We start from the raw sequence: 24905 nt of genomic DNA, 5'->3' as shown, positions 1-24905 counted from the left end.
GCGACCTTCAGTGCCGCCGTACCGTCGAGTGCGCCGTACCGCCGATTGCGCCGGCAGGCGGGGGCCGGTACTTGCTGTGGTTGATGGGCTGATCAGTCGCGGGTCACTGAGTCCGGGTCGATGTCGAGGCGGAGGCCTCGCCAGACCGGATGCCGAAGGCGGCCGTCGGCGGCCCAGCCGGAGTAAGTGACCTCGGCGACCAGGAGCGGGTCGAGCCAGTGCGCGGCCCGGCGGTCGGTGCCCGGGATGCTCGACGCGTCGAACGGCGGGCTGTCGATCTCCAGACCGGCGAGCTCGGCGCCGAGCAGGTCGAGCATCGCGAAGTCGAGCCCCGAACCGACCTTGCCGATCAGGACGAGGGTGCCGCTGGCGTCGTACGCCCCGCAGTACAGGGAACCGATCCGGCCCTCGCGGTTCCCCTCCCCCGGGTGCCAGCCACAGAGGATCACGTCGCGGGTCTGGACCGGCTTCACCTTGATCCAGTCGGAGCTGCGTCTGCCCGGGAGGTAGCGCGAGCGGCGCCGCTTCGCGACGACACCTTCGAGCCCGGTCGAAGCTGACAGGTCGAGCGCTTCCTCGCCGTCCGTGAACGCCGCCGGCACCTCCCAGAACGGATCCTGCAGCTCCAGCGACTCGAGCAGCGCCCGACGATCGTCGTAGGTTGCCTCCAGCAACGACTTCCCGTCGAACCGCAGGATGTCGAAAACCCGCACCGACACCGGCACCTGCAGAATCAGCTGCTTGAGCTGCCGCGGATCCCGCACATGCATCCGCCGCTGCAACAACCCGAACGAGGGAGCCCCGTTCTCGTCGAGCGTGACGATCTCCCCATCCAGTACGGCGGGCAACTGCAGCCCAGGATCATCAGCCAGCCCAAGCAGCTCCGGATACCCCGCAGACACATCCCGGCTGTTCCGCGACCAGAGCCGGCAAACCCCGGCGTCGACCTCCGCGATCACACGGATCCCGTCCCACTTCAACTCGTACGCCCACTCGGCACCGGACGGCATCTTCCCCAACGCCGCCATCATCGGCAGCACAGGCGGCCCTCCAGACGGACTCACCGGCCGACGCTCCCCACCGGCTCCGCCCCGCGCCGCCGAGTGCCTGTGCGGTCCGTACTCCCCAGCAGCCCCGCCTCGCGCCGCCGAGTGCCTGTGCGGTCCGTACTCCCCAGCAGCTCCGCCTCAGACCGGACGGGGATCCGACGGTCCGCACTCCCCCGCGCCCTGGCCTCGCGTGACGCCAGGCTCCAACCGCCCGCGCTCCAGCGCAGTCGGCCCGGCGCAAGCTGTTGCGGCTGGCAACGGCTGGGGCCGGCCGGGCGCAAACCCGGAGTACCGAAGCCTGCGCTGGCCACCAGCCCGACCTCGCGGGCCCGCGACACGCACCGGCCAACGCGCCGCAGCAGCTCATGCTCACGCCGGACCGCGATCCAGCGGCCAGCACAGCACCGTCGCCCGCCCATCGCAAGCTGCTGCGGCTGGCAACGGTTGGGGCCTGCTGCGCGCGAACCCGGAGTGCCGCAGCCGGCGCTGGCCACCAGCCCTGCCCGGAGCCGCTGCGGAGCACAGCAGGCGGCGACCTGCAGCAACTCAGCCTCGCTCCGGCTGGCGCTGTGACGCCCTAGCGGATCGCTTGCGGGCGGGCACTGGGTGCTGCAGTCAGTGCGCACCCGTGGCTCGGCTCGGTCTGGGGCCGGGAGCCGGCAACCGGCGCTCCCCCGCGTCGCCGCGGTGCTGTGAGTGGGGCCGCCGGGCGGGGCGGGCTTGTGGGGAGCTGGGCGGCGGTGGTTGGCGCTGCCTGGCGGGCTGGTCTCGCTGTGGGGTGGTGTGCTGGGGGTGGTGGTGCTCCTCAGCGGCCCGGTTGCGGGCGGATGCGGGGCGCTGCGGCCGGCGCGCTGCCATGGCTCGGTTCCGTCTGGGGTCGGGAGCCGGCGGCCGGCACTCCCCCGCGGCGCGGCCGCCGCGGCACGGCGGGTGAGGGCGCCGGGCGGGGCGGGCTTGTGGGGAGCTGGGAGCCGGTCGGCGTTGCCTCGCGGGCCGGGCTCGGTTGGGGGCGGTGTCGTGTGGGTGCTCCCCGGCAACTCCTCCTCTAGCCGCCCACGACCCCAACGGCTTGCACTCCCCCGCGGCACGGCCGCGGGCGTGGTGCGGGTGGGGGCGCCGGGCGGGGCGAGGGGGGTGGCCGGGAGGGGCACGGTTACTCCTCTTGGAGTCGTTTCAGGGCGCCTAGGACTTTCTCACGATCGGCGGTGGGCCACATGGGGGGCAAGGAGGCGCGCAGGAAGGAGCCGTAGCGGGCGGTGACGATGCGGGGGTCGAGGACTGCTACTACGCCGCGGTCGGTGGTTCGGCGGATGAGGCGGCCGGTGCCTTGGGCCAGCAGGAGGGCGGCGTGGGTGGCGGCGACGGACATGAAGCCGTTGCCGCCGGCCTCGTCGACGGCGCGTTGGCGGGCGGCCATCAAGGGCTCGTCGGGGCGGGGGAACGGGATGCGGTCGATGATGACCAGGTTGCAGGTGGAGCCGGGGACGTCGAGGCCCTGCCAGAGAGAAAGGGTGCCGAAGAGGGAGGTTTCGGGGTCCTCGATGAACTCCTTGGAGAGTTCGTTCAGGTGGGCGTCGCCTTGGCAGAGGATCTTCAGGTCGGTGGCGTCGCGGACGGCGGCCGTCGCGGCTTCCGCGGCTCGGCGGGAGGAGAACAGGCCGAGCGTCCGGCCGCCGGCGGCGGTGACCAGGTCGACGATCTCCTCGAACTGCTTCGAGCCGAGGCCGTCGCGGTGCGGCGGCGGGAGGTGCTTGGCGACGTACAGGATCGCCTGCTTCTCGTACTCGAACGGCGAACCGACGTCGAGACCGCGCCACGGCAGCGGGCCGGTCTCCGACGAGTCGTCCAGCTCGGGCATCTCGTCGTCGCCGGCCAGCTTGTCGGCCGGACGCAGGCCGACCTGGCGCGCGATCGCGTCGAAGTCGCCGCCGAGGGTCAGCGTCGCCGACGTCAGCACCGCCGTACGGTCCTTGAGGACGAGCTCGCGGAGCAGGCCCGCGACGGTCAACGGCGCGATCCGCAGCTCCTTGCCGAAGCGGTCGCGGTCGATCAGCCAGACGACATCGAGGTCGTTCAGCGCGGCGACGCGTTCGGCGACGTCGAAGATCTCCTTCACCGCGCCCTTCGACTGCCGCTTCGCGCCGTCCGGGTCGTCGTCCTTGTCATCGGACTTCTTGTTCAGGTCGGAGTACACCGCGCGGGCCGTGTCACGGACCATCGCGGCCGCTTCCAGTACGGCGCCGTTCGCGGCCTCGATGCGGCCCTCGCGGGTCTGGTCGAGGGCGGCGCGCAGGGCGTCCGAGGCGTCGATCAGGTCGTCGGCGTGGTCGTCGTCGACGAACCGGCGGGCGCGTTTGGCGGCGCGCTCGACCATCTGCGGGGACAGCTCGTCGCCGGCGGCGCCGGTCACGCGGGCCGGGAGCTCGTGGGCCTCGTCGACGATCACGACGTCGTGCTCGGGGAGGACCGTGCGGTTCTCGAAGGCGTCGATGGAGAGAAGTGCGTGGTTGGTGATGACGATGTCGGCCTTGCGGGCCTGCTCCTTGGCCTTCTCGGCGAAGCACTCCTCGCCGTACGGGCACTTCTGCGCGCCCAGGCACTCGCGGGCGGCGATCGCGACCTGCTGCCAGGCCTGGTACTGGTGGGAGGGCGCGTGGTCGCGGTCCCCGGCCTCGCCGTCGAGCAGCTGCTGCTCGGCCCAGTCGCGCAGCTCGACGACCTGCTGGCCGATCGGGCCCGCGGGCGGTACGTCGACGAGCATGCCCTCGTCGTCCGGGGCGCCTTCGCGGATGCGGTGCAGGCAGGCGTAGTTGTTGCGGCCCTTCTGGATCGCGTACGCCGGGCGGCGCGGGAGGAGCTTCTCGGTCGCGTCGAGGAGCGCGGGGACGTCGCGGTCGACGAGCTGCGACTGGAGCGCGAGAGTCGCCGTCGAAACGACTACGCGGCGGTTCTCCGCGGCGTGGACGAGGGCGGGGACCAAGTAGCCGAGGGACTTGCCGGTGCCTGTCCCGGCTTGGATGAGGAGGTGCGAGCCGTCGTGCATGGCGGCGTCCACCGCCTCGACCATCGCGACCTGGCCTGGTCGGGTCTGTCCGTTGACCCCGGAGACCGCGGCTTCCAGCAACTCGTGCACATCAACACCCACCGCAACACCCTAGCTGGGCGGGCGGACAAGTTTTGCCAGTTGTGGTGGGGGCTGTGGAGAAGGTCGGTGCCTGCTGGGTTGGCGGGGAGGTTGGCACGGGGTGAGGCTGCCGCAGCTGGAGAGAGGCTGGAGTCGCTCCAGCTGGGTGCCCCTTGAGGACGGTGGGGATGCGGCCGAGGAGGTCGGCGGGGGCTGAGGCCGCGGCGGCCGGAGAAAGATTGGGAGTTGTTCGAGCCGCGGGAGGTGACGTGCGGGGCGGTGTGCGATGTGCGGTGTGCGGTGTGCGGCGCGGTGCGCGAAGGCGGAGTGCGGGGCGGAGCGCGGCGCGGAGCGCGGGGCGGAGCGCGGCGCGGAGTGCGGGGCGGAGCGCGGCGCGGAGTGCGGGGCGGAGTGCGGGGCGGAGTGCGGGGCGGAGTGCGGGGCGGAGTGCGAAAGCCCCCGATGCTGGGCATCGGGGGCCTTCGGGGTCAGACGACGGCGCCTCGGTCGGGCTCGCTGTCTCGGTCTCGTTGGACTCGTTTGGGGCGGGGCGGCGGGGCCGGGTAGCGCTTTTCCAGCTCGACCAGCAACGGAGCTGCGGTGAGGTTGGAGGAGTAGGTGCCTACCAGGATTCCCAGGAGGAGGGCGAGGGCGAAGTCGCCCAGGGAGTCGCCGCCCAGGAACAGGAGGGCGGTGAGGATGAAGAGGGTGGAGATGCCTGTGTTGATGGTTCTGGGGAGGACGTTGATGATGGCGGTGTCGATGACTGGGCCCAGTGCCTCCGTCGAGCGGGCGTTGCGGGTTTCCCGGATTCGGTCGAAGACGACGACCGAGTCGTTGACCGTGTAGCCGATGATGGTGAGCATGGCGGCCAGGAAGATGCCGTCGATCGGTTTGCCGGTCCAGGCGAAGACGCCGACGACCACGGCCACGTTCTGGAGCAGGGCCAGTACGGCGCCGGCGCCGAAGGTCCAGCGGAAGCGGATGGCCAGGTAGATGAGCTGGGCGAGGAGAGCCACGCCCAGGGCGATGAGGGCCTTGTTGCGGAGCTCGTTGCCCAGGGACGGGCCGATGCTTTCGTTGCGGATCAGTTCGGTGCCGCCGCCGATGCGGGAGATGGACTCGCGGATCTTCTCCGCCTCGTCGTTGCTGATGGTGGCGGTACGGACGGTGATGTCGTCGGTGCCGGAGGACTGGACGACGGCGTTCGGGTAGCCCGCTTCGGAGACCGCCGCGCGGGCCTGGTCGGGCGTGATCGGCTGCGCGGTGCTGACCTCCAGCAGGCGCCCGCCGGTGAACTCGATACCGAGGTTGAGGCCGCGGATCGCGACGCCGGCGACGCTGACCACGATGGCGATCATCGTGATCACCAGCCAGCGGCGGCTGTGCTTCATCAGGGCGGGGCTCTTCGCCTCCAGCCAGGTGCGGACGCGGCCGTGGCCGGCGATGCCGCTCAGGGCCGGGCGGTTCAGCACGAACTTGCGCGACACCGCGAACTCGGCGAACACCCGGGTGACGACCAGCGCCGACAGCATCGACGCGATCACACCGATCGACAGCGTGACTCCGAAGCCTCGTACCGGCCCGGCGGCCAGGAAGAACAGCAGACCGGCCGCGAGCAGCGTCGTGACGTTGGAGTCGGCGATCGCGGACAGCGCGTTCTGGAAACCGCTGCGCAGCGAGCGGCGCAGGCCGTCGGTGCGGCCGCCGATGAAGTCTTCCCGGGCTCTCTCGAAGACCAGGACGTTCGCGTCCACCGCCATACCGATCGCGAGCACGAAGCCCGCCAGGCCGGGCAAGGTGAGGGTCGCCCCGATCGCGGTCAGCGCGGCGTACGACATGCCGGCGTAGGTGACCAGGCCGATCACGGCCATCAGGCCGACCAGCCGGTAGACCATGACGATGAACAGAGCGGTCAGCGCGACGCCGATGATGCCGGCCAGCGCGCTGGCCTGGATCGCGTCCTTGCCCAGCGACGGGCCGACCACGCGCTGGTCGATGACCTCGACCGGCAGCGGCAGCGCGCCGCCGGAGATCAGCGCGGACAGGTCCTTGGCCTCGGCCTCGGCGAAGTTGCCGGTGATGGTGGAGCCGTTGCCGGGCAGACCGATGTTGCACAGGGTGGTGCCGCCGTTGGGGTCGACCTGCGGCGCGGTGAGCACCTCGTTGTCGAGCACGATCGCGATCAGGCGGCCCGGCGTACCGGCCGGCTGGCAGGCGGCCTTGCCGGTGATCTGGGACCAGACCTTGCCGCCGTCGTCCTTGAAGTTCAGCTGCACGATCCAGCCCGCGGCGACCTGCTGCGGGTCGAGCACGGCCTCGGCGCCACCGACCTTGTCACCGGTCATCGCCGGCTTGGCCAGCTTCAGTACGCCGCCGCCACCGCCCTCGTTCGGCAGGTAGAGGTCACCGGCGGCCGCGTTCGGCGGCTTGGAAGCGACCTGGTCGAGCACCTCGTGGAAGCTCAGCTGCGCGGTCTTGCCGATCACCTCCGCGGCCTCGCGCGGGTCCTGGACACCGGGCAGCTCGACGATGATCCGCTTGTCGCCCTGCCGGGTGACGCTCGGCTCGGCGACGCCGAGCGCGTCGATCCGGCGGCGCAGCACCTCGAGCGCCTTGTCGGTGTTCTCCGCGTTCGCCTTGGCCGTCGGGGAGTCGCTGGTCTCCAGGACGATCTGGGTGCCACCCCGCAGGTCCAGGCCGAGCTCCGGCTTCGCGGTCAGGACGGTGTACGTCGACGCCGCGAGGACAAGGAACGCGAACAACGCGCGGACCAGGGACGACCGGTTCACTACGAGCCTCCGGGAGATGGGCACCCTGGGTACGGGTGTCGTGACGCAGAGCAGACCACGGTGCGTGGAACGCACAGTGTACGGAGCCGACCAAGTCACCGGCCAGAAAGCATTTGCGGCCGATTCAACGTTGCAGAGCAGGGAAACGGCCCACTCGTGCCATGGCATCAGCGGGCAGCAGAACTGATTGACGCGTCAGGTGAGCACGCCCTAACTTCTCGTCACATCGCTCGCTCCGTAACCGCTCCAGGACCGAGTGTGATCACCCCTCCGCCCCGGTGGGTGACCGAGTTCCCCGAGGAGGAACCGTGCGTCGTATCCGCCTTGCCCTCGCCGCCGTCGTCGTACCGGCGATCGCCCTGACCACCGCCGGCACCGCCGGTGCCGCTCCCGCCCCCGAACCGGGTGGCCGGATCATCCTGGTCCAGAAGGCGCCCGCCGAACCCGGCACCAGCGCCGTCAAGGACACCTACATCGTCGAGCTGAAGCAGGGCGCGAAGCTGAAGAGCTCGCTCGGCATCGCGCCGCAGCGCACGTACAGCAGCGCGGTCAACGGCTTCACCGCCAAGCTCACGCCGACCCAGCTGGCGACACTGCAGAAGAGCCCCGAGGTGGTCGCCATCTCCGAGGACGTGTACGTCGCGAACGCCCTCGACACCACCCAGAACAACCCGCCGTCGTGGGGCATCGACCGGATCGACCAGCGCAACCTGCCGCTGTCGCGCTCCTACACCTACACCCGGACCGGCACCGGCGTGCACGCCTACATCATCGACTCCGGCGTCGACCCGAGCCACCCGAACTTCGGCGGCCGGGCCAGCTTCGACTTCAACGGCCTGGACAGCAACAACACCGACTGCAACGGCCACGGCACCCACGTCGCCGGCACGATCGGCTCCACGTCGTACGGCGTCGCCAAGAACGTCCGGCTGCACGGTGTGAAGTGGCTGAACTGCAGCGGCGGCGGTACGGCGTCGGCCGCGATCGCCGCGGTCGACTGGGTCACCCGCAACGCGGTGAAGCCCGCCGTCGCGAACACCTCCTGGAACTTCAGCGCGAACACCACCCTGGAGAACTCACTGCGCCGGATGATCAGCTCCGGCGTCTTCCTGGCCACCTCGGCCGGCAACACCGGCGCGAACTCCTGCAACCTGCTGCCGCGCAAGATCGAGACCGCCCTGGTCACCGCGGCCAGCACCAACACCGACGCGCGCGCGTCGTACTCGAGCACCGGTTCCTGCGTGGACGTGTACGCGCCGGGCTCGGCGATCGTGTCGACGCTGCCGGGCAACACCACCGGCTCCTACAACGGCACCTCGATGGCCACCCCGCACGTCGCGGGCGTCGCGGCGCTCTACCTGCAGACCAGCCCGTCGGCCACGCCGGCGACGGTCAAGTCCTACATCGAGGCCAACGCGACCCCGAACGTGGTCAGCGGCGGCTCCACCGGCGGCACGGTCAACCGCCTGCTCTTCAGCAACGGACTCTGATCGTCTGAGTCAGCCGCCGTACCGTGCTGCCACCACAGCCGGTACGGCGGCGCAGCTGTCACTCGGGAGCGTCCAGACCGTTCTCGATCGCGTACCGGACCAGCTCCGCCCGGTTGTGCAGCTGCAGCTTGCGCAGCGTGTTCTGCACGTGGTTCTCCACCGTCCGGTGCGACAGCACCAGCCGCAACGCGATCTGCTTCGCGGTGAGCCCCCGGGCGACCAGCCGCAGCACCTCGGTCTCCCGCTCGGTCAGCTGCGGCACCTCCGGCCCGGCCCCGAGCCGCCGGTACTCCCCCAGCAGCAGCCCGGCCAGCCCGGCCGAGAAGACCGCGTCCCCCTCAGCAGTACGCCGTACGGCGTCGTCGAACTCCTCCAGCGACGCCGACTTCACCAGGTACCCCGAGGCGCCGTTCTTCACAGCAGCCAGTACGTCGCTCTGCTCCGCGCTCGCCGACAGCACCAGCACCCGCGTGTCCGGCAGCGCCTGCGTGATCTCCCGGGTCGCGTCCACCCCCGACCCGTCGCCGAGCTGCAGGTCCATCACCACCACGTCCGGCCGGGTCGCCAGCGCGATCTTCACCGCCGACGCGACGTCGGACGCGGTCGCGCACACGTCGTACCCACGGGTCCCCAGGTCGCGCGCAACACCTTCACGCCACATCGGGTGGTCGTCAACGATCATCACTCGGGTCATCTCGACACCGTCATCTCCCACTCGGTTCCTTCGCCCGGCGCTGTCCGGACGAAGACGCTGCCGCCCAAGTCGGTGATCCGGCCACGGATCGACTGACTCACCCCGAGGCGCCCGTCACCGTGCGCCGCCTCGAGCCGGTCCGGTGTGGTCCCCGCGCCGTCGTCGCGCACCGACACCATCACCTCGCTGCCGAGATCCTCGACGACGACCCACGACCGCGCATCAGGACCAGCATGCTTCACGACGTTGCTCAGCGCCTCCTTGACCGCGGCAACCAGTTCACCGACCACCCCGACCGGCAGCACCACCGGCCCGGCCGGTACGACGACGTCGACGCGCGTCGTGGCCAGCGGCAACAACGCGCCGCACAGGTCGATCTGGCCCGTCCCGGCCGGCGCCGGCCGGGACGCCATCAGCGAGCGCAGCGCGACCTCCTGCTCGGCCGCCAGCGCCGCCAGCTCGACGGCCTCGCCGCCGATCGCCGTACCGCGCCGCTGGACCTGGGCGAGCACCTGCAGGACGCCGTCGTGGATCGACCGGCTGAGCCGCAGGCGCTCCGCCGCCGCGCTCTCGGCGGCGATTGCCTCGCGCAACCGGATGTTCGCGCGCCGCATCGTCGTCGCGGCGTACCCGACGACCAGGCCGGCGACCAGCAAGAGCTGCACGTTGGCGAGGATCTTCGACACGTTCTCCACACCACGCAGCGAAAGCAGAGCGAGACTCACCGTGACCGCGCCGACCAGTCCCCCGTCGCGACCGCGCGCGATCGCCAGCGCGAGCACCGGGCCGGCGGCCCAGACCGAGGTCAGCACCGACGCTCCCGCGCGGATGTCGAGCAATGGTTGCGCGAGCAACGTCGCGTACATGCAGCCGATCGTGACCACCAGGTCGACGACCGCCAGCCGGGTGGTCCGGAACCGGCTGTAGCCCACGCAGACGATCGCCGTCCACACGCCCATCACCGCCAGCTGCAGCAGCGCTCCCGACGGCCGTGCGATGCCCGTCCAGCGCACCCAGACGCCGAAGCAGGCGAAGCCGAAGGTGATCACCCGGAACACCACCAAGGCCCGCCACAGTGGCTGCAGCAGGTCGGCCCGGTCGGAGTTCACCGTCACAGTCTGCCAAGGCACCGGGCCGCGACGCTGCGTCGTCGTACTCCAGTGATCTGAGTGGTATTACCCGGTGCCCAGGTGCAGGATTCCCCGCACTAATCCGGAAATTTGATCAGAACCACTTCAGCATCGCCCGTTTTCCCCGTACTCTCGCGCAGAAGTTCCACGCTCGGGGGAGCACGTGGTCACGCTGCGTCAAGTCACAAACCACGCGTAGCGGACCTTTCACACGCAGGAGGGGAATCGTGCGCAAAGTATCTGCCGGGCTGTTCAGCCTGGCCCTGGCGGCGACGATCGGGCTGAGCTTCGCTCAGTCCGGGACCGCCGCATCGCCCCAGGAGGGCCCGGCCGTCACCGCCAACGAGCAGGCGACGTCCGACGAACTGCCCAGCCCGCTCGAGGACAAGCGCCGCGAGCTGCGCCAGGAAGCACTGACCAAGGTGCTGAACGGCTCTGCCAAGACCGAGAAGCGCGGTGGCAGCACCGTCGTCAAGCTGGGCCAGAAGACCGCCGCCGCGAAGGGCATCGAGGGTCAGCGGGCCAAGGGCTCCAAGGCCAAGGTCGACCAGTACGTCGAGCTGGGCCGGGAGAAGACCGACCGGATCTTCGTCGTGCTCGCCGAGTTCGGCAACGAGCGGCACCCGAGCTACCCCGACCAGGACACCGCACCGAACGTGCCCGGTCCGACGACGTTCGAGGGCCCGCTGCACAACGCGATCCCGGAGCCGGACCGCGCGGTCGACAACTCGACCGTCTGGCAGCCCGACTACAACCGCAAGCACTTCCAGGACATGTACTTCGGCTCCGGCAACTCGGTGAAGAAGTACTACGAGAAGCAGTCCTCGGGCCGCTACTCGGTGTCCGGCACGGTCACCGACTGGGTCAAGGTGAAGTACAACGAGGCGCGCTACGGCCGCTCGAACGGCTTCCCGTGCACCGGCAACGTCTGCAACAACACCTGGGCGCTGGTCCAGGACGCCGTCAACCAGTGGGTCGTCGACCAGAAGGCGGCCGGCCGGACCACGGCCCAGATCAAGGCCGACCTGGCGACGTTCGACCAGTGGGACCGTTACGACTTCGACGGTGACGGCAACTTCAACGAGCCCGACGGCTACATCGACCACTTCCAGATCGTCCACTCCGGCGGCGACCAGGCCGACGGTGACCCGCACCAGGGTGAGGACGCGATCTGGTCGCACCGCTGGTACGTCGGCGTCAACGGCGGCCCGGCCAACAACCCGGCCGGCGGCGCGCAGGTCGGCGACACCGGCCTGTGGGTCGGCGACTACACGATCCAGCCGGAGAACGGCGGGATCAGCGTCTTCGCCCACGAGTACGGCCACGACCTCGGTCTGCCGGACCTGTACGACACCTCCGGTGCGGCGGTCGAGAACGGCGTCAACTGGTGGTCGATCATGGCGCAGAGCCGGGTCGGCAAGCCGAGCGACGGCGGCATCGGCGAGCAGGCGGCCGACTTCGGCGCCTGGGAGAAGCTGCAGCTGGGCTGGCTGGACTACGAGATCGTGAAGGCCGGCCAGAACAAGACCGTCGACCTCGGCCCGCACGAGTACAACTCGGCCAAGGCCCAGGGCCTGGTCGTCACGCTGCCGAAGAAGTCGGTCACCACGCCGCTGCAGCCGCCGACGGCGGGCAGCAAGTCGTGGTGGAGCGGTGAGGGCGACGAGTTCACCCACACCATGAACCGCCAGGTCGCGATCCCGGCCGGCAGCACCTCGCTGACCTTCAAGGCGAACTGGCAGATCGAGGACTGCGACACCACGGCGTGCGACTACGCCTACGTCGAGGTCAACGACGGCACCGGCTACAAGCCGATCGCCGGCAACATCACCAAGGCGGCCGAGGGCAACGGCATCGACGGCGAGAGCGGCGGCTGGGTTCCGGCCACCTTCGACCTGTCGGCCTACGCCGGTAAGACGGTCGGCCTGCAGTTCCGCTACACCACCGACGCCAACACCGGTGGCTACGGCTTCTTCGCCGACGAGATCAAGGTGACCAACGGCGCCACCACGGTGCTCGACTCGGGTGCCGAGGCCTCGCCGGAGGGCTGGACGCTGAACGGCTTCAGCTCGGTCGGTTCGACGATCACCACGCAGTACGACAACTACTACCTGGCGTCGCACCTGAACTACGTGTCGTACGACGCGCACCTCAAGACCGGCCCGTACAACTTCGGGTTCGGTGCCGCGCTGCCCGACAAGGTGGAGCACTTCCCGTACCAGGACGGCCTGCTGATCTCGTACTGGGACGCCTCGCAGGGCGACAACAACACCAACCAGCACCCGGGCGAGGGTCTGATCCTGCCGATCGACTCGCACCCGGCTCCGATCAACCGTCTCGACGGTCAGGTGTGGCGTCCGCGGATCAGCGGCTACGACGCTCCGTTCGGGCTGGAGAAGGCGGACTCGTTCTCGCTGCACGTGAACGGCTCGCCGAGCTACATCCGCGGCCAGGACGGCGTGAAGACGTTCAACGACAGCAAGTCCTACTGGGACGCGGCGCAGCCGCAGAACAGTGTCAAGGTGCCGAACAACAAGGTGAACATCACCGTGGTGTCGCGGACCGGGACGACGATGAAGGTCAAGGTGTCGGCGCGCAACTGATGCGCTGAGACCACGAAGGGCCCCCGGGGAAACCCGGGGGCCCTTTCGTTTGCGGCAGTGCTAGATCGACGCGACCTGGTACGGCGCCAGCTCGCCCGCGAGCTGCGGGTGCACCCGCGCGGTCAGCCTGGTCCCGTCGCCGGTGTGCTCGAGGGTGTCGACAGCTCCCTCGGAGTGCACCCGGGAGACCAGGTCGCCCCGGTCGTACGGGAGCAGCGCGTCGACGGTGATGTGCGGCTGCGGCAGCGACGCCTCGACCAGCGCCTTCAGCTTGTCGATGCCCTCACCGGTCCGGGCCGAGACCACGATCGCACCGGTCTCGCGGTGCAGGATCGGGGCCAGCGTCAGCGGGTCGGCCAGGTCGCCCTTGTTGATCACGATGATCTCCGGGACGTCGACCGCCCCGATCTCCGCGAGCACCTCGCGGACGGCCTGGATCTGGGCCACCGGGTCGGGGTGCGACCCGTCGACCACGTGCAGCAGCAGGTCGGCGTCGGCGACCTCCTCCAGCGTCGAGCGGAACGCCTCGACGATGTCGTGCGGCAGGTGCCGGACGAACCCGACGGTGTCGGTGAACGTGTAGACCCGGCCGTCGGACGTCGTCGTCCGCCGGGTGGTCGGGTCCAGGGTCGCGAACAGCGCGTTCTCGACCAGGACACCGGCGCCGGTGATCGCGTTCAGCAGCGAGGACTTGCCGGCGTTGGTGTAGCCGGCGATCGCCACCGACGGCACCGAGTGCCGGCGGCGCTCCTGACGCATCGTCGAGCGGGTGCCCTTCATCTCCTTCAGCTCGCGGCGGAGCTTGGAGATCTTGGTGTTGATCCGGCGCCGGTCGGTCTCGATCTTGGTCTCACCCGGACCACGACCACCGATACCGCCACCGGCCGCACCGACGCGGCCACCGGCCTGGCGGGACAGGTTTCCACCCCAACCACGCAAGCGCTGCTTCATGTACTGCAGCTGGGCCAGCTCGACCTGGGCCTTGCCTTCCTTGCTCTTCGCGTGCTGCGCGAAGATGTCCAGGATCAGCGCGGTCCGGTCGACCACCTTGACCTTGAGCCGGTCCTCCAGGTTGCGCAGCTGCGCAGGAGCCAGCTCACCGTCGGCGATCACCGTGTCGGCGCCGAGCGCGGCGACCAGGTTGCGCAGGTCGGCCACCTTGCCGGAGCCGATGAACGTCGCCGGGTCGGGCTTCTTGCGGCGCTGGATCACGCCGTCCAGCACCTCGGAACCGGCGGTCTCGGCGAGCAGCTTCAGCTCGGCCAGCGAGTTGTCGGCGTCCTCGGCGCTGCCCTCGGTCCACACCCCGACCAGCAGGACGCGCTCCAGCAGCAGCTTGCGGTACTCGACCTCGCTGATGTCGGTCAGCTCGGTCGACATCCCGACCACGCGCCGCAGCGAGTGGCGTTCCTCGAGCTCCAGGCCGTCCAGGCCCGGGCCCTCGTCGTCGTAACCCGTCGACGAAGTCTCCTCGTCGTCGAGCACGTCGTCCTGGCTCAGGTCGAGGTCGACGTCGTTGATCTCTTCGTATGCGTTCGAATGGGTCGTCATATACCTTCCATCGTGGCACGGCTCACCCGTACGGGCGACCCGATTACTACTCTCAACGACCCCGTCACCCGGTGAATTCCCGTTCAGGCAGGAAGCCAGCCCCGGTCGAACTCACCACGCGCGTGCACGACGGCCGGCCCGCGCAGCTCCAGGTGGTTGTCGGCACGCCACGTCACCGCCACCTCACCACCCGGTACGCCGACCCGGTACGTGACCGGCCGCTGCTGCCTTGCCGCCAGCGTGGCGGCCACGGTGACCGCGCAGGTCCCGGTCCCGCAGGAGCGGGTCTCCCCCGCCCCACGCTCGTGGACGCGCATCTGCACGTCGTACGGGCCCTGGCGGACCACGAACTCGACGTTCACACCGGCCGGGAAAGCCTCTTCCGGCGACCAGGCGGGCTGGTCGACCAGGTGCCCCGGCTCGCGCAGGTCGTCGACGAAGGCGACCGCGTGCGGGTTGCCCATGTCGACGGCGACGGCCGGCCACTGGTGCCCGTTCGCCTCGACGACGACGCCGGCCGGTCCGACGACCGGCTCCCCCATGTCGGCGGTGATCGTGCCGTCGTCGTGGACGACGACCTCCTTGACGCCGGCCCGGGTCCCGATCCGGACCGGCTTGCCCGCCGTCAGACCCTCGTCGACCAGGTACCGGACGAAGACGCGGATCCCGTTGCCGCACATCTCCGCGGTCGAGCCGTCGGCGTTGCGGTAGTCCATGAACCACTCGCCGCCGTCCTCGACGTACGACTGCTTCGAGCCCTCGATCACCCGCAAGACGCCGTCGGCGCCGATCCCGGCGTACCGGTCGCAGAGGAACCGGACCAGCTCCGGCTCCAGGTCGCCGTGCACCGAGCCGTCCGGGTCCGGCAGCAGCACGAAGTCGTTCTCGGTGCCGTGACCCTTCAGCCAGGGAAAAGTGCTCATGCGCAGAGCTTACTCAGTGGGCTCGTAGCAGGTCTTGATGAACTCGATCCAGATCGCGTGCGGCCAGCCCTTGCCGGCCGGCGGCGGTACGTCGATGGTGGCGCCCGGCTGGAACTCCATCGCGGCCGACAACGGCCATCCGACCGTCAGCGAGGGGAGCGGATCGTCGTCGTTCGTCACCGGCTCGGTCTGCCGGGGAAACTGTCCCAGCCGGAACTTGCGCACGTCCGCGTTGATCGTGCCCGGACCTGGCTCGAGCACGGTTCGTTCGATGCTGTACTCCAGGACGACCTGAGCACAGGTCGTCGGCCCTGCGCCCGGTCCCGAGCCGGTGGTGGCCACCTGGGCGTCGCCGGCCGGTGGCAGCGCCAGGATCCAGCCGCCGGCGCCGACAGCCAGCGTGGCCGTCGCCGCCACCAGGGTCGCGCCGCGCCGGCGCCGGCTCCGCCGTCCGCGGGCGATCGCCCCGGCCAGCTGCTCCTCGGTCGGCGACTGCTCAGGTCCGGCGGCTTCGTCGAGCAACGTCTTCAGATCGGTCATCGCACACGCTCCAGTTCGTCCAGCGGTTCGTCGATGAGATCGCGGAGCTTGCCGAGCGCCCGGGCGGTCTGGCTCTTGACCGTGCCCTCGCTGCAGTCCATCAGCAGGGCGACGGTCGCCACGTCCAGGTCCCGGAAGTAGCGCAGGATGACGACCGCCCGTTGCCGTCGGGGCAGCCGTCCGAGCGCGTCGAGCAGGGTGAGCCGCACCGCGGGATCCGGCCCGGAAGCCGGTACGGCGTCCAGGAACTCCTCCACCGAGGTCTCCCGGCGTCGCCAGAACCGGCGCCGTTCGTCGACGAAGACGTTGATCAGGATCCGGTCGGCGTACGACGCCGCGCCGTCCTCCTGCCGGACCTTGCCCCAGTGCACGTAGAGCTTGGTGCACGCGGTCTGGACCAGGTCCTCGGCCCAGTGCACGTCTCCCCCGGCCAGCAGCCGCGCGGTCCGCAGCATCCGGCCGTAGTGGCCGCGCAGGTAGTCCGCGTACTCGTCGTCCCGGTTCATCGAACTCCACTCCGTCGTGATCTCACCCTGAACTACAGGCCGGGCGACGGATCGGTTGCGCGTAGATTTCGGTGCGTGCAGATCGCGTACTTCTGGGAGCGGGACGACGCCGAGGCCGTCGCCGGGCAACTCGGCGGCGAGGTGCGGCGGGAGCGGTTCCACGGCGAGGACGACGACGAGGACCACCCGTGGGTCGTGCTGCTGCCGGCCGACGCAGACACCGAGCTGGTCGAGGCGCACGACGGCTGGCTGGAGCCGGCCGACGAGCAGCCGGCTCCGGAGCCACCGCCGTTGCCTACGGCACCGAAGCGGTTGAAGAAGGGTTAACGGGGCCAGAGTTGGTGAACCGTCGCGGCTGATCCGCCGCCGCGGCGTTTCGGTTCGGCCGCGGCCAGGTAGCCACCGCCGGGGAGGAACTCCAGTGCCGCGACCGCGCCGATCTCGGCGGCCGAGGTGAGCGCGTCACCGGCCAGTACCAGCTTGTGCCCGTACGGCGTGAGCTGGTCCTCGTAGGCGTCGATGAACGCCGGCTCCGCGGTCACGTTCGCGGTGTTGCGCTGCGAGGCCCGCGGTGCGGCGACCGCCTCCGGCAGCGTCATGCCGCGATCGAGCCGGTTGGTCAGCGTCTGCAGGACCGTGGTGATGATCGTCGAACCACCCGGCGAACCGAGCGCCAGGAACGGCTTGCCGTGCTTGAGCACGATGGTCGGCGACATCGACGAGCGCGGCCGCTTGTTCGGCTCGATCCGGTTCGGGTCGGCCGGGTCCGGGACGGCGCTGAAGTCGGTCAGCTCGTTGTTGAGCAGGAAGCCGCGGCCGGGAACGGTGATGCCCGAGCCACCGGTCTGCTCGATGGTCAGCGTGTACGAGACGACATTGCCCCACTTGTCGGAAGCGACCAGGTGCGTGGTCGACAGGCCCTCGGTGTCGGGGTGCTCGGCCTTGCTGACACCGGGCGCGCACGCGGCGTACGAGCCGTCCGGCGATCCCGGCTTGACCGGTTTCACGGCCGCTTTCTTCGGGTCGATCTGGCAGGAGCGCTCGGCGCCGAAGCCCTTCGAGAGCAGCTGCTTGGTCGGGACGTCGACGAACTTCGGGTCCCCGACGTACGCGCCGCGGTCGGCGAACGACAGCGCCGACGCCTCGAGGTAGTTGTGCAGGGCGTCCGGTGTCGACAGCCTGGACAGCTTCTTCGGGGCCAGGATGTTCAGCGCCTCGCCGACCGTCGTACCGCCGGACGAGGACGGCGCCATGCCGTACACGTCGAGCCCGTCGTAGCTGACCTTCGTCGGGTCCTGCTCGAGCACCTTGTACTTCGCGAGGTCGGCGGTGGTCAGGTGCCCCGGGAACATCGGCAGCGTCGCCCCGGCAGCTTTCGGCGGCGTCTTCACCACCTTCGAGATCTCGGCCGCGAGCGGGCCGCGGTAGAACGCCGACGGGCCCTCCCGTCCGATCAGGTCGTACGTCCTGGCCAGCTCCCGGTTGCGGAACACCGAACCGACCTGCGGGGCGTCGCCGCCGGGCAGGAACAGCTTGGCGGTCGGCGTGACCTGCGCGAAGCGCGCCTTGTTGTCCAGCGTCTGGCTGCGGAACGTCGCGTCGACGACGAAGCCACGGTCGGCGAGCTCGGTGGCCGGCTTGATCGCCTTCTTCAGCGACAGCGAGCCCCACGACTTCAGCGCCGAGTCCCAGGTCGCCAGCGTTCCCGGTACGCCGACCGAGACGCCGGCGGTGACGAGCTCGGCGAAGGGGTAGGCCTGGCCGGTGGCCTTGTCGACGAACGCGTCGCCGGGCATCGCCGCGGGCGCGGTCTCGCGGCCGTCGATCGTGAACACCTTGCGCTGCTTGGCGCTGTAGTAGACGAAGTAGCCGCCACCACCGATGCCGGCCGAGTACGGCTCGGTGACGCCGAGCGCGGCGGCGGTCGCGACGGCCGCGTCGACGGCGTTGCCGCCGCGGCGCAGGACGCCGATGCCGACGTTGGTGGCCTCAGGGTCGACCGAGGCGACGGCGCCGCCGAAGCCGATCGCGGTCGCGTTCTTCACGGGTGGCTTCGGCGCGTGGTGCTGGTTCTGGGCGGTGGGGCTCGCCTGGGCGGGGACGCCGCCGGCGGTGAGGCCGGTCAGGACGAGCGCTCCCGCGGTCAGCGACGCGGCCAGTTTCTTCGGTGTCACCGGGGTCCTCCGCAGGGGTTCGGCGTACAGGGACAGGCCCTGCCTACCCGAACGGAGAGTGCCGCGCCAGTTCTGGCGCGTCAGGAAACCGTGCAGGAGTCCAGGAAACGGCGGACCAGGTCGTCGTTCCAGTCCTGGTGCTCGATCGGCAGCTTGGCGACCAGCCAGCTCTGACCGAGCCGGACCTGACCGACCTCGCGGCCGCCGGTGCTGCCGACGTGGAAGACCTTGCCGCCGGTCTCGACCGCACGGATCCCGCTCAGCGGCTGCGGCTCGGCCGCCGCGAACAGCTCCAGCTGCATCGCCGTGTCGGCGGTCCGCGCGCTCGGCGGCGTCAGCACGACGCGCTTGGCCGCGGCCTGCGGCGCGGCCGTCCAGCCCGCCGGGGTCAGCTTGCAGCCGATCGCGTTCCAGGGCTTGGCGTTGCCGACCAGCTCGACGGCGGCCGCGGAGTACGTCGACATCGTCTCGTCGCTGTCCGCGGCCGAGGGCGCCGCCGAGCCGGCGGTCGCCGGCTGCTGCGGCTGGGTCTGCGCCGGGGCCGTCGCGTCGGTGGCGACCTCCGCCTCGCCACCGCCCCACCACTTCACCTGGTGGCCGACGGCCAGGACGGCGGTGGTCGCCGCCGCCACGCACAGGACACCGGTCGCCCGGCGGCGCGCCCGGATCCGGAACAGCGCCCGGCGCCCGCGGCGTACGTCCGCGTCCACGTCCGCCGGTGGCAGGCCGTCGACCGCTCGGTCGGCGAACTGCTCCAGCAGCCTCTTCACGTCGTCCACGTCAACTACTCCCGGTCGCAGGGCCCGAGGCCTGGTCGTCGGCCATCAGGTCCTTCAGTCTTTTCAGTGCTTTCGCGGTCTGGCTCTTCACGGTGCCCTCGGTGCAGTCCAGGATCCGTGCGCAGGTGGCCACGTCGAGGTCCTGGAAGTAGCGCAGCACCAGGACCGCGCGCTGCCGCGGTGCCAGGTCCAGCAGGGCGCTCCGGACCGCCATCAGGTCGGCATGGTCGGTGACGTCGGGCTCCCGCGGTTCCAGCGGGTCCGCCGTCACCAGCTCGGGGTGGCGGCCGGCGCGGCGCCGCTCGTCGAGGAAGGCGTTCACCAGGATCCGGTGCGCGTACGGCCCGGCACCTTCGTGCCGGATCCGGTGCCAGTGCACGTAGACCCGGGTGCAGGCGGTCTGGACCAGGTCCTCGGCGGTGTGCACGTCCCCCGCGGTGAGCAGCATCGCCGTTCTCAGCAGTCTGGTGCGGTCCGCGAGCACGTACTCGCGGAACTCGGCCTCACGGTCACCCCCTCGCATCGACAGCCCCCACGGCATGTCTGATCACTACATGCAGTCGCGAGCAGTTGCCCGGTGCGGTAGCTCGCCGTGCTGGAGTGAAGGCCTCGATGCTCTTCCATCGTGGCCTTTGCTCCAGTGCGGCGAGGTGCCGTGCCGGGTGACGCGCAGCACGCATGTAGTGATCAGACATGCCGTACGCCCTCTTCCACTGTCCCTACGTCCGCGCTGCCCTTTTGGTTGCCTTCGAGGACCTGAATTGCCCGATCGACCAGGTCGGGTGCGTCGTACGGCAACCAAGTGATCCGGGGGTCCTTGCGGAACCAGGAGTCCTGGCGGCGCGCGAACCGGCGAGTCTGCTGCGCGGTCTGCTCGCGGGCCTCGGCCTCGGAGATCTCGCCGCGGAGCAGGGCAACGACCTGCGGGTAGCCGAGGGCGCGGTTCGCCGTCCGGCCGTCGAGCAGGCCGTGGTCGAGCAGCCCGCGGACCTCGTCGACGAAGCCCTGCTCGAACATCCGGTCCACACGGCGGCCGATCCGCTCGTCGAGGACCGGGCGCGGTACGTCGAGCCCGAGCTGAACAGCGCCCGGGTAGATGGAGGTGTGCTCGGGCAGCGTCGCGGCGTACGGCTTGCCGGTGATGTGGATGACCTCCAGGGCGCGCACGATCCGGCGGCCGTTGCTGGGCAGGATCTGCCCGGCCGCGGCTGGGTCGAGCTCGGCCAACCGCTGGTGCAGTACGCCGGAGCCGTGCTCGGCGAGCTCCTGCTCCAGCCGGTCGCGCACCTCCGGGTCCGTCCCGGGGAACTCGAACACGTCGAGGATCGCCCGGACGTACAGCGCCGAACCGCCGGCCAGCACCGGCAGCACCTGACGGCGCAGACAGTCGTCGATCGCCGCCCGCGCGAGCTGCTGGAACTCCGCGACCGTCGCGGTCTGGGTGATGTCGAGGATGTCGAGCAGGTGGTGCGGTACGCCGGCCCGCTCGGCCGCGGTGACCTTCGCCGTACCGATGTCCATCCCGCGGTAGACCTGGTAGGCGTCGGCGTTCACCACCTCGCCGCCCAGGTGCTTGCACAGAGCAACGGACAGGTCGGACTTGCCGGCCGCGGTGGGACCGACGACGGCGACGACGAGTGGTGCGGGCATCGGTCCAGTGTGACAGTCCCGGCGCCCGCTGTAGCGGAGGCGTGAACGTTGGGACAAGAGGGACGGGTGGGGGCTTGTGGAGAACTCCTCCGGGCGGTAGGAACGGAGAGCAATCACCACGACCCGGGGAGGACCCGCAGTGACCAGTCAGTTCGAGGAAGAGACCGCTGCCGCCAAGGACGCCGTCGAGAAGGGCCCGCAGCTGAGCGGGGGCGACGTGGAGCTGAAGAGCGGCGGTGACGTCGAGCGCGGCGGGAAGGGTGGCAAGGGCGAGTCCGGCGGGGACGTGGACAGCGGTGGGGACGTCGAGAGTGGTGGCGACGTCGAAAGCGGCGGGGGAAACTGAACAACCTCCCACATCTGGGGCCGTTCAGGTGCGAAGATCCCGCTAGCTGTCTGTAAGCAGTTCACTACGCAAGAACGGGAACCCCAAGATGGGCATCTTCGACAAGTTCAAGGGCAAGGCCGAGGACCTCAAGGACAAGGCCACCGACCTGGTCGACCAGCACGGCGACAAGGTGGGCGACGGACTCGACAAGGCCGGCGACTTCGTTGACGAGAAGACCGGTGGCAAGTACGGCGACAAGATCGACCAGGGCGTCGACGTCGCCAAGGACCGTCTCGACGGTCTGGACGGGCAGGACGACGACATCGAGAACAAGCCGAACCCGGCCTGATTCTCCGGCGTACGACGAAGGGCCGCGGGGTCTCCCGCGGCCCTTTCGTTTGCCTGTCCCCAGCGGCGTCTAGGGTTTCCGGCGTGGAGCGATTCAGGGTGGTGCCGGCGGCGTACGTGGTCCTGCGGCGGGGCGACGAGGTGCTGATGTTGCTGCGGGCCAACACCGGCTACATGGACGGGTTCTGGGCCGTCCCCGCCGGGCACGTCGAGCAGGGTGAGTCCGTGCTCGCGGCGGCGCGGCGTGAGGTGCTGGAGGAGGTCGGGGTCCAGATCGCGCCCGAGGACCTCGTCCCGCTGACCGCGATGCACCGCACCGGCGGCAACGGCGAGTGGATCGACGAGCGGGTCGACTTCTTCTTCACCACCACGCGCTGGACCGGCGAACCGCGCTCGATGGAGCCCGGCAAGGCCGACGGGCTCGCGTGGTACCCGCTCGACCAGCTGCCCGATCCGGTCGTGCCGCACGAGGCGCGGGTGCTGGCGGGTGTCCGCAAGGGCAATCTCCCTCCGGTGATCGCCCAGGGCTTCACCGACTGACGCCTGCTGTTCACCGAGCCACCTCTACAGTTCCTGCGTTGTCAGCGACGTTCGTGGAGGCTTCGATGGAACAGCAGGACGGCACAACCCGGCGGCGGCTGCTGCAGGCGGGGGCGCTCGGCGCCGGCGCCGCGGTGATTCCCGGGGCGGCTTCGGCAGCTCCCGCGGCCGCGAGCACCAGCGGCGGCAAGCCCGACACCGAGGACCTGCGGTTCACGCTGGCCGTCGTACCGGACACGCAGTACCTGTTCGATCTCGACCGGGGCGACAGCGCACCGCTGGCCGCGAGCTTCGAGTACCTGATCGACAACCGGGGCGCCGAGAACCTCGTGTTCACCGCGCACCTCGGCGACGTGGTCGAGAACGCGCAGGCCTCGGAGTTCGCCCAGGCCGACCCGGTCTTCGGCCTGCTCGACCGCGCCCGGGTGCCGTACAGCGTGCTGGCCGGCAACCACGACATCGACGCCTCGAAGGACGACCAGCGCGGCGATTCGCCGTACCTGCACGTCTTCGGGCCGCAACGCTTCCGCCGGATGAGCACGTACGGCGGCTCGACGCCCGACGGCTACAACTCGTACCACGTGTTCCGCGCGGCCGGCCGGCAGTGGCTGCTGCTCGCGATGGACTGGCGCCCGTCCGACGCCGGCTTCGCCTGGGCCCGTCAGGTGATCGCGGCGCACCCGCGGCTGCCCGTCATCCTGACCACCCACGACCTCGTGTACGCCGACGCGGGCGACCCGGTCGCGCACCTGTCCGACCACGGCAGCCGGGTCTGGGAACAGCTTGTCGACGGCAACGACCAGATCTTCCTCACCCTGAACGGCCACTACTGGCCGTCCGGCCGGGTGGTGAAGCAGAACGCCGCCGGCCACGACGTGCACCTTCACATCACCAACTACCAGGACCGGTACTACGGCGGCAGCGGCATGATCCGGCTGTACCACTTCGACCTGGCCCGGAACGTGATCGACGTCGAGACGATCTCGCCGTGGATCCTCGGCCAGAACCCGGCCCGGCGGAGCCTGCTCGCCGAGGGCGAGATCGAGCTCACCGACGACACCAACCGGTTCAGCGTGCCGATCGACTTCGACCAGCGCTTCGCCGGGTTCGCGCCGGTGCCGGTGCGGCCGGCGCGGCCGGCGGCGAAGCTGGTGATCCCGGGGACGGTCGCGTACTGGCGCTTCGACGGGCCGGTCGCGTCGCGGGTCGTCGACCACTCGGGGCGTGGGAACCACCTGACGACGGCGTACCTGCAGGGCGGTGGCGGGTTGAGCGCCTCGACCGAGTTCCACCCCGAGCAGCCCGGGCACGCCAGCTGGGTGTTTGCCGGCGGCAAGAAACCGGCCCGCGGCGGCTACCTGACCACCGCGGCCGACGCACCGCTGAACAAGCTCACCTTCCGCGACGGCTACACGATCGAGGCGTTCGTGAAGCTCACCGACGACGGCGCCGACCACTCCTGGATGGGCCTGCTCAGCCGGATGGGCACCGGCGCGGACGCGGGCAAGACCGGCAGCGACCCGTCCGAGCCGGTCGTCAACCTCGCGTTCTCCGGCGGCCGCCAGGCCCAGTGGGCGGTCTACCCGCTCGACCGGAACGACACCTTCACCAACTGGGGCCACGAGCAGCGCGCCGGGGAGTGGTTCCACCTCGCGGTGGTCAACGACGGCCGCCACACCACCCTGTACGTCGACTCGTCCGAGCTGCTGCGCAACCCGTCGACCCGCTCGAACGGCCTCGCCACCGCCAACCGCCCGTGGCTGGTCGGCGCCAACCACTACGCCAACACGATCGAGCAGGCCTTCGCCGGCCACCTCGGCGAGCTCCGCATCGTCGACCGCCCGCTACTTCCCCGCGACTTCCTCAGCGCCTGATCCCACTTTGAGCACCGCTCAGCCACGTTTGCGGCGGAAAATTGGCTGGCCGGTGCCCAAAGTTGCGGGCGGAGGGGTGCGCGGTTAGAGCATCGAGCGGATGAGCTGGTCCTGGTCAGGCAGCAGGGCCAGCTCGTCCCCGGTCAGCGTCCGGTTCCGACCGCGGGACGCGAGTGCGGCCGGCAGCTGCGGTCGCGGGTCGATCGAGCTCGCCAGGTAGCTGCTCAGCGCCTCCCGCAGCAACGGCGAGAGCTCGGCGTATGCCGGATCGAGCGCGACCTGGGCGAAGATGATCGCCGTCATCGCCACGTCGAACTCCGCCGGTCCTTCGGTCGCGTTGCGCCAGTCGATCACCACCGGGCCGTCGGCGGTCAGCATCACGTTCTCCGGATGCAGATCGCCGTGCATCACCACCTGCCCGGCCGTCCCGCTCGGCGCGGGGATCGCCTGCAGCCGCCGATGCAGGTCGGCGTGCAGCTCCCCCAGCTCGACCGGATCCAGCTGCCCGGCCCGCGCGGCGTCAGCCAGCGTCGGGCCGTCGAGCCGCTCGATCACCATGTCGGCCCCGTCGACCCGGGCGACCGCCGGAACGGGATAGCCGTGCTGGCCCACCCAGCGCATGAAGTCGGCCTCGTCGCGGACCGGGTGGCCGTCGCGGTATCGGCGGAGCACCCACAGGTCGTCTAGAAAGTAGACGTCGGCGTCACGCCCGGACGCGAACGGCTCGGCATCGGCCGGAAGCATCAGCCCTCCGTGACTGGGTGGGGTGGGAGGAGCGGGTCGCCCCGGAGCCGACCGGGCAAGCCCGGC

The 24905-nt window shown here is 70.4% G+C and carries 21 protein-coding genes; 7 read left to right on the top strand and 14 right to left on the bottom strand.

The window, feature by feature from the left end:
• Positions 1–92: 92 nt before the first annotated feature.
• From ligD to secD, 3 genes are all read right to left on the bottom strand, one after another.
• Positions 93–1064, bottom strand: a complete 972-nt coding sequence (ligD, locus tag ACZ6Z4_RS35415) for a non-homologous end-joining DNA ligase (RefSeq protein WP_465575300.1) — start codon at positions 1062–1064, stop codon at positions 93–95.
• 1138 nt (positions 1065–2202) lie between these two features.
• The gene (locus ACZ6Z4_RS35410) at positions 2203–4116 is read right to left on the bottom strand and encodes an ATP-dependent DNA helicase (protein WP_465575420.1); all 1914 of its coding nucleotides are present in this window, start codon (positions 4114–4116) and stop codon (positions 2203–2205) included.
• A 545-nt stretch (positions 4117–4661) separates the two neighbouring features.
• Complete coding sequence (secD, locus tag ACZ6Z4_RS35405; protein ID WP_465575296.1) at positions 4662–6965, bottom strand: protein translocase subunit SecD; 2304 nt, start codon at positions 6963–6965, stop codon at positions 4662–4664.
• Positions 6966–7273: 308 nt separating this feature from the next.
• Here secD and ACZ6Z4_RS35400 point away from each other — a divergent pair, with 308 nt between their 5' ends.
• Positions 7274–8455, top strand: a complete 1182-nt coding sequence (locus tag ACZ6Z4_RS35400) for a S8 family peptidase (protein ID WP_465575292.1) — start codon at positions 7274–7276, stop codon at positions 8453–8455.
• A 58-nt stretch (positions 8456–8513) separates the two neighbouring features.
• On the opposite strand, the gene ACZ6Z4_RS35395 is transcribed toward ACZ6Z4_RS35400, so the two are convergent.
• Both ACZ6Z4_RS35395 and macS read right to left on the bottom strand, forming a co-directional pair.
• On the bottom strand, positions 8514–9149 hold the full coding sequence (locus ACZ6Z4_RS35395; protein ID WP_363677309.1) for a response regulator transcription factor: 636 nt from the start codon (positions 9147–9149) through the stop codon (positions 8514–8516).
• Positions 9146–10258, bottom strand: coding sequence for a MacS family sensor histidine kinase (gene macS / locus ACZ6Z4_RS35390; protein WP_465575288.1), 1113 nt, complete (start codon positions 10256–10258; stop codon positions 9146–9148). The genes ACZ6Z4_RS35395 and macS overlap by 4 nt, the downstream gene beginning before the upstream one ends.
• A gap of 248 nt (positions 10259–10506) precedes the next feature.
• On the opposite strand from macS, the gene ACZ6Z4_RS35385 reads away from it, so the two are divergent.
• On the top strand, positions 10507–12882 hold the full coding sequence (locus tag ACZ6Z4_RS35385; RefSeq protein WP_465575284.1) for an immune inhibitor A domain-containing protein: 2376 nt from the start codon (positions 10507–10509) through the stop codon (positions 12880–12882).
• Positions 12883–12942: 60 nt separating this feature from the next.
• Here the strand turns inward: ACZ6Z4_RS35385 and hflX are convergent, their stop codons facing one another.
• From hflX to ACZ6Z4_RS35365, 4 genes are all read right to left on the bottom strand, one after another.
• A complete protein-coding gene (gene hflX, locus ACZ6Z4_RS35380) occupies positions 12943–14433 on the bottom strand; it encodes a GTPase HflX (RefSeq protein ID WP_465575280.1) in 1491 nt (496 codons plus the stop codon).
• 83 nt (positions 14434–14516) lie between these two features.
• Positions 14517–15356 (bottom strand): diaminopimelate epimerase, encoded by an 840-nt coding sequence (gene dapF / locus ACZ6Z4_RS35375; RefSeq protein ID WP_465575277.1) that lies wholly within the window; start codon positions 15354–15356, stop codon positions 14517–14519.
• A 9-nt stretch (positions 15357–15365) separates the two neighbouring features.
• A complete protein-coding gene (locus ACZ6Z4_RS35370; protein ID WP_465575272.1) occupies positions 15366–15896 on the bottom strand; it encodes a hypothetical protein in 531 nt (176 codons plus the stop codon).
• A complete protein-coding gene (locus ACZ6Z4_RS35365; protein ID WP_465575269.1) occupies positions 15893–16402 on the bottom strand; it encodes a SigE family RNA polymerase sigma factor in 510 nt (169 codons plus the stop codon). The genes ACZ6Z4_RS35370 and ACZ6Z4_RS35365 overlap by 4 nt, the downstream gene beginning before the upstream one ends.
• Positions 16403–16477: 75 nt before the next feature.
• Here ACZ6Z4_RS35365 and ACZ6Z4_RS35360 point away from each other — a divergent pair, with 75 nt between their 5' ends.
• Complete coding sequence (locus ACZ6Z4_RS35360; RefSeq protein WP_465575266.1) at positions 16478–16729, top strand: hypothetical protein; 252 nt, start codon at positions 16478–16480, stop codon at positions 16727–16729.
• On the opposite strand, the gene ggt is transcribed toward ACZ6Z4_RS35360, so the two are convergent.
• From ggt to miaA, 4 genes are all read right to left on the bottom strand, one after another.
• Positions 16726–18576 (bottom strand): gamma-glutamyltransferase, encoded by a 1851-nt coding sequence (gene ggt / locus ACZ6Z4_RS35355; protein WP_465575262.1) that lies wholly within the window; start codon positions 18574–18576, stop codon positions 16726–16728. The genes ACZ6Z4_RS35360 and ggt overlap by 4 nt on opposite strands.
• An 80-nt stretch (positions 18577–18656) precedes the next feature.
• Complete coding sequence (locus ACZ6Z4_RS35350) at positions 18657–19355, bottom strand: hypothetical protein (protein ID WP_465575259.1); 699 nt, start codon at positions 19353–19355, stop codon at positions 18657–18659.
• 1 nt (position 19356) lies between these two features.
• On the bottom strand, positions 19357–19878 hold the full coding sequence (locus ACZ6Z4_RS35345) for a SigE family RNA polymerase sigma factor (protein ID WP_465575256.1): 522 nt from the start codon (positions 19876–19878) through the stop codon (positions 19357–19359).
• Positions 19879–20042: 164 nt separating this feature from the next.
• Positions 20043–21005 carry a tRNA (adenosine(37)-N6)-dimethylallyltransferase MiaA gene (gene miaA / locus ACZ6Z4_RS35340; RefSeq protein WP_465575253.1) on the bottom strand — a complete coding sequence of 321 codons (963 nt, stop codon included), beginning with the start codon at positions 21003–21005 and terminating at the stop codon, positions 20043–20045.
• Positions 21006–21144: 139 nt separating this feature from the next.
• Here miaA and ACZ6Z4_RS35335 point away from each other — a divergent pair, with 139 nt between their 5' ends.
• The 4 genes from ACZ6Z4_RS35335 to ACZ6Z4_RS35320 all read left to right on the top strand — a co-directional run bounded on the left by ACZ6Z4_RS35335 (position 21145) and on the right by ACZ6Z4_RS35320 (position 24095).
• Positions 21145–21351 carry a hypothetical protein gene (locus ACZ6Z4_RS35335; protein WP_465575250.1) on the top strand — a complete coding sequence of 69 codons (207 nt, stop codon included), beginning with the start codon at positions 21145–21147 and terminating at the stop codon, positions 21349–21351.
• Between the two features lie 88 nt (positions 21352–21439).
• Complete coding sequence (locus ACZ6Z4_RS35330) at positions 21440–21682, top strand: antitoxin (RefSeq protein WP_363677322.1); 243 nt, start codon at positions 21440–21442, stop codon at positions 21680–21682.
• Between the two features lie 83 nt (positions 21683–21765).
• On the top strand, positions 21766–22221 hold the full coding sequence (locus ACZ6Z4_RS35325; protein ID WP_465575245.1) for an NUDIX hydrolase: 456 nt from the start codon (positions 21766–21768) through the stop codon (positions 22219–22221).
• A gap of 65 nt (positions 22222–22286) precedes the next feature.
• Entirely contained in the window at positions 22287–24095 is a 1809-nt protein-coding gene (locus ACZ6Z4_RS35320; RefSeq protein WP_465575241.1) for a LamG-like jellyroll fold domain-containing protein, read from the top strand.
• Positions 24096–24179: 84 nt separating this feature from the next.
• Here ACZ6Z4_RS35320 and ACZ6Z4_RS35315 read toward each other — a convergent pair whose 3' ends face one another.
• Positions 24180–24839: a phosphotransferase gene (locus tag ACZ6Z4_RS35315; protein ID WP_465575238.1), complete on the bottom strand. Its 660-nt coding sequence runs from the start codon at positions 24837–24839 to the stop codon at positions 24180–24182.
• Positions 24840–24905 lie beyond the last annotated feature (66 nt).

Source organism: Kribbella sp. NPDC104740, from assembly GCF_055583505.1.
Note: the sequence above shows the minus strand (reverse complement) of the source record. Positions and strands in the feature narration are given on the sequence as shown.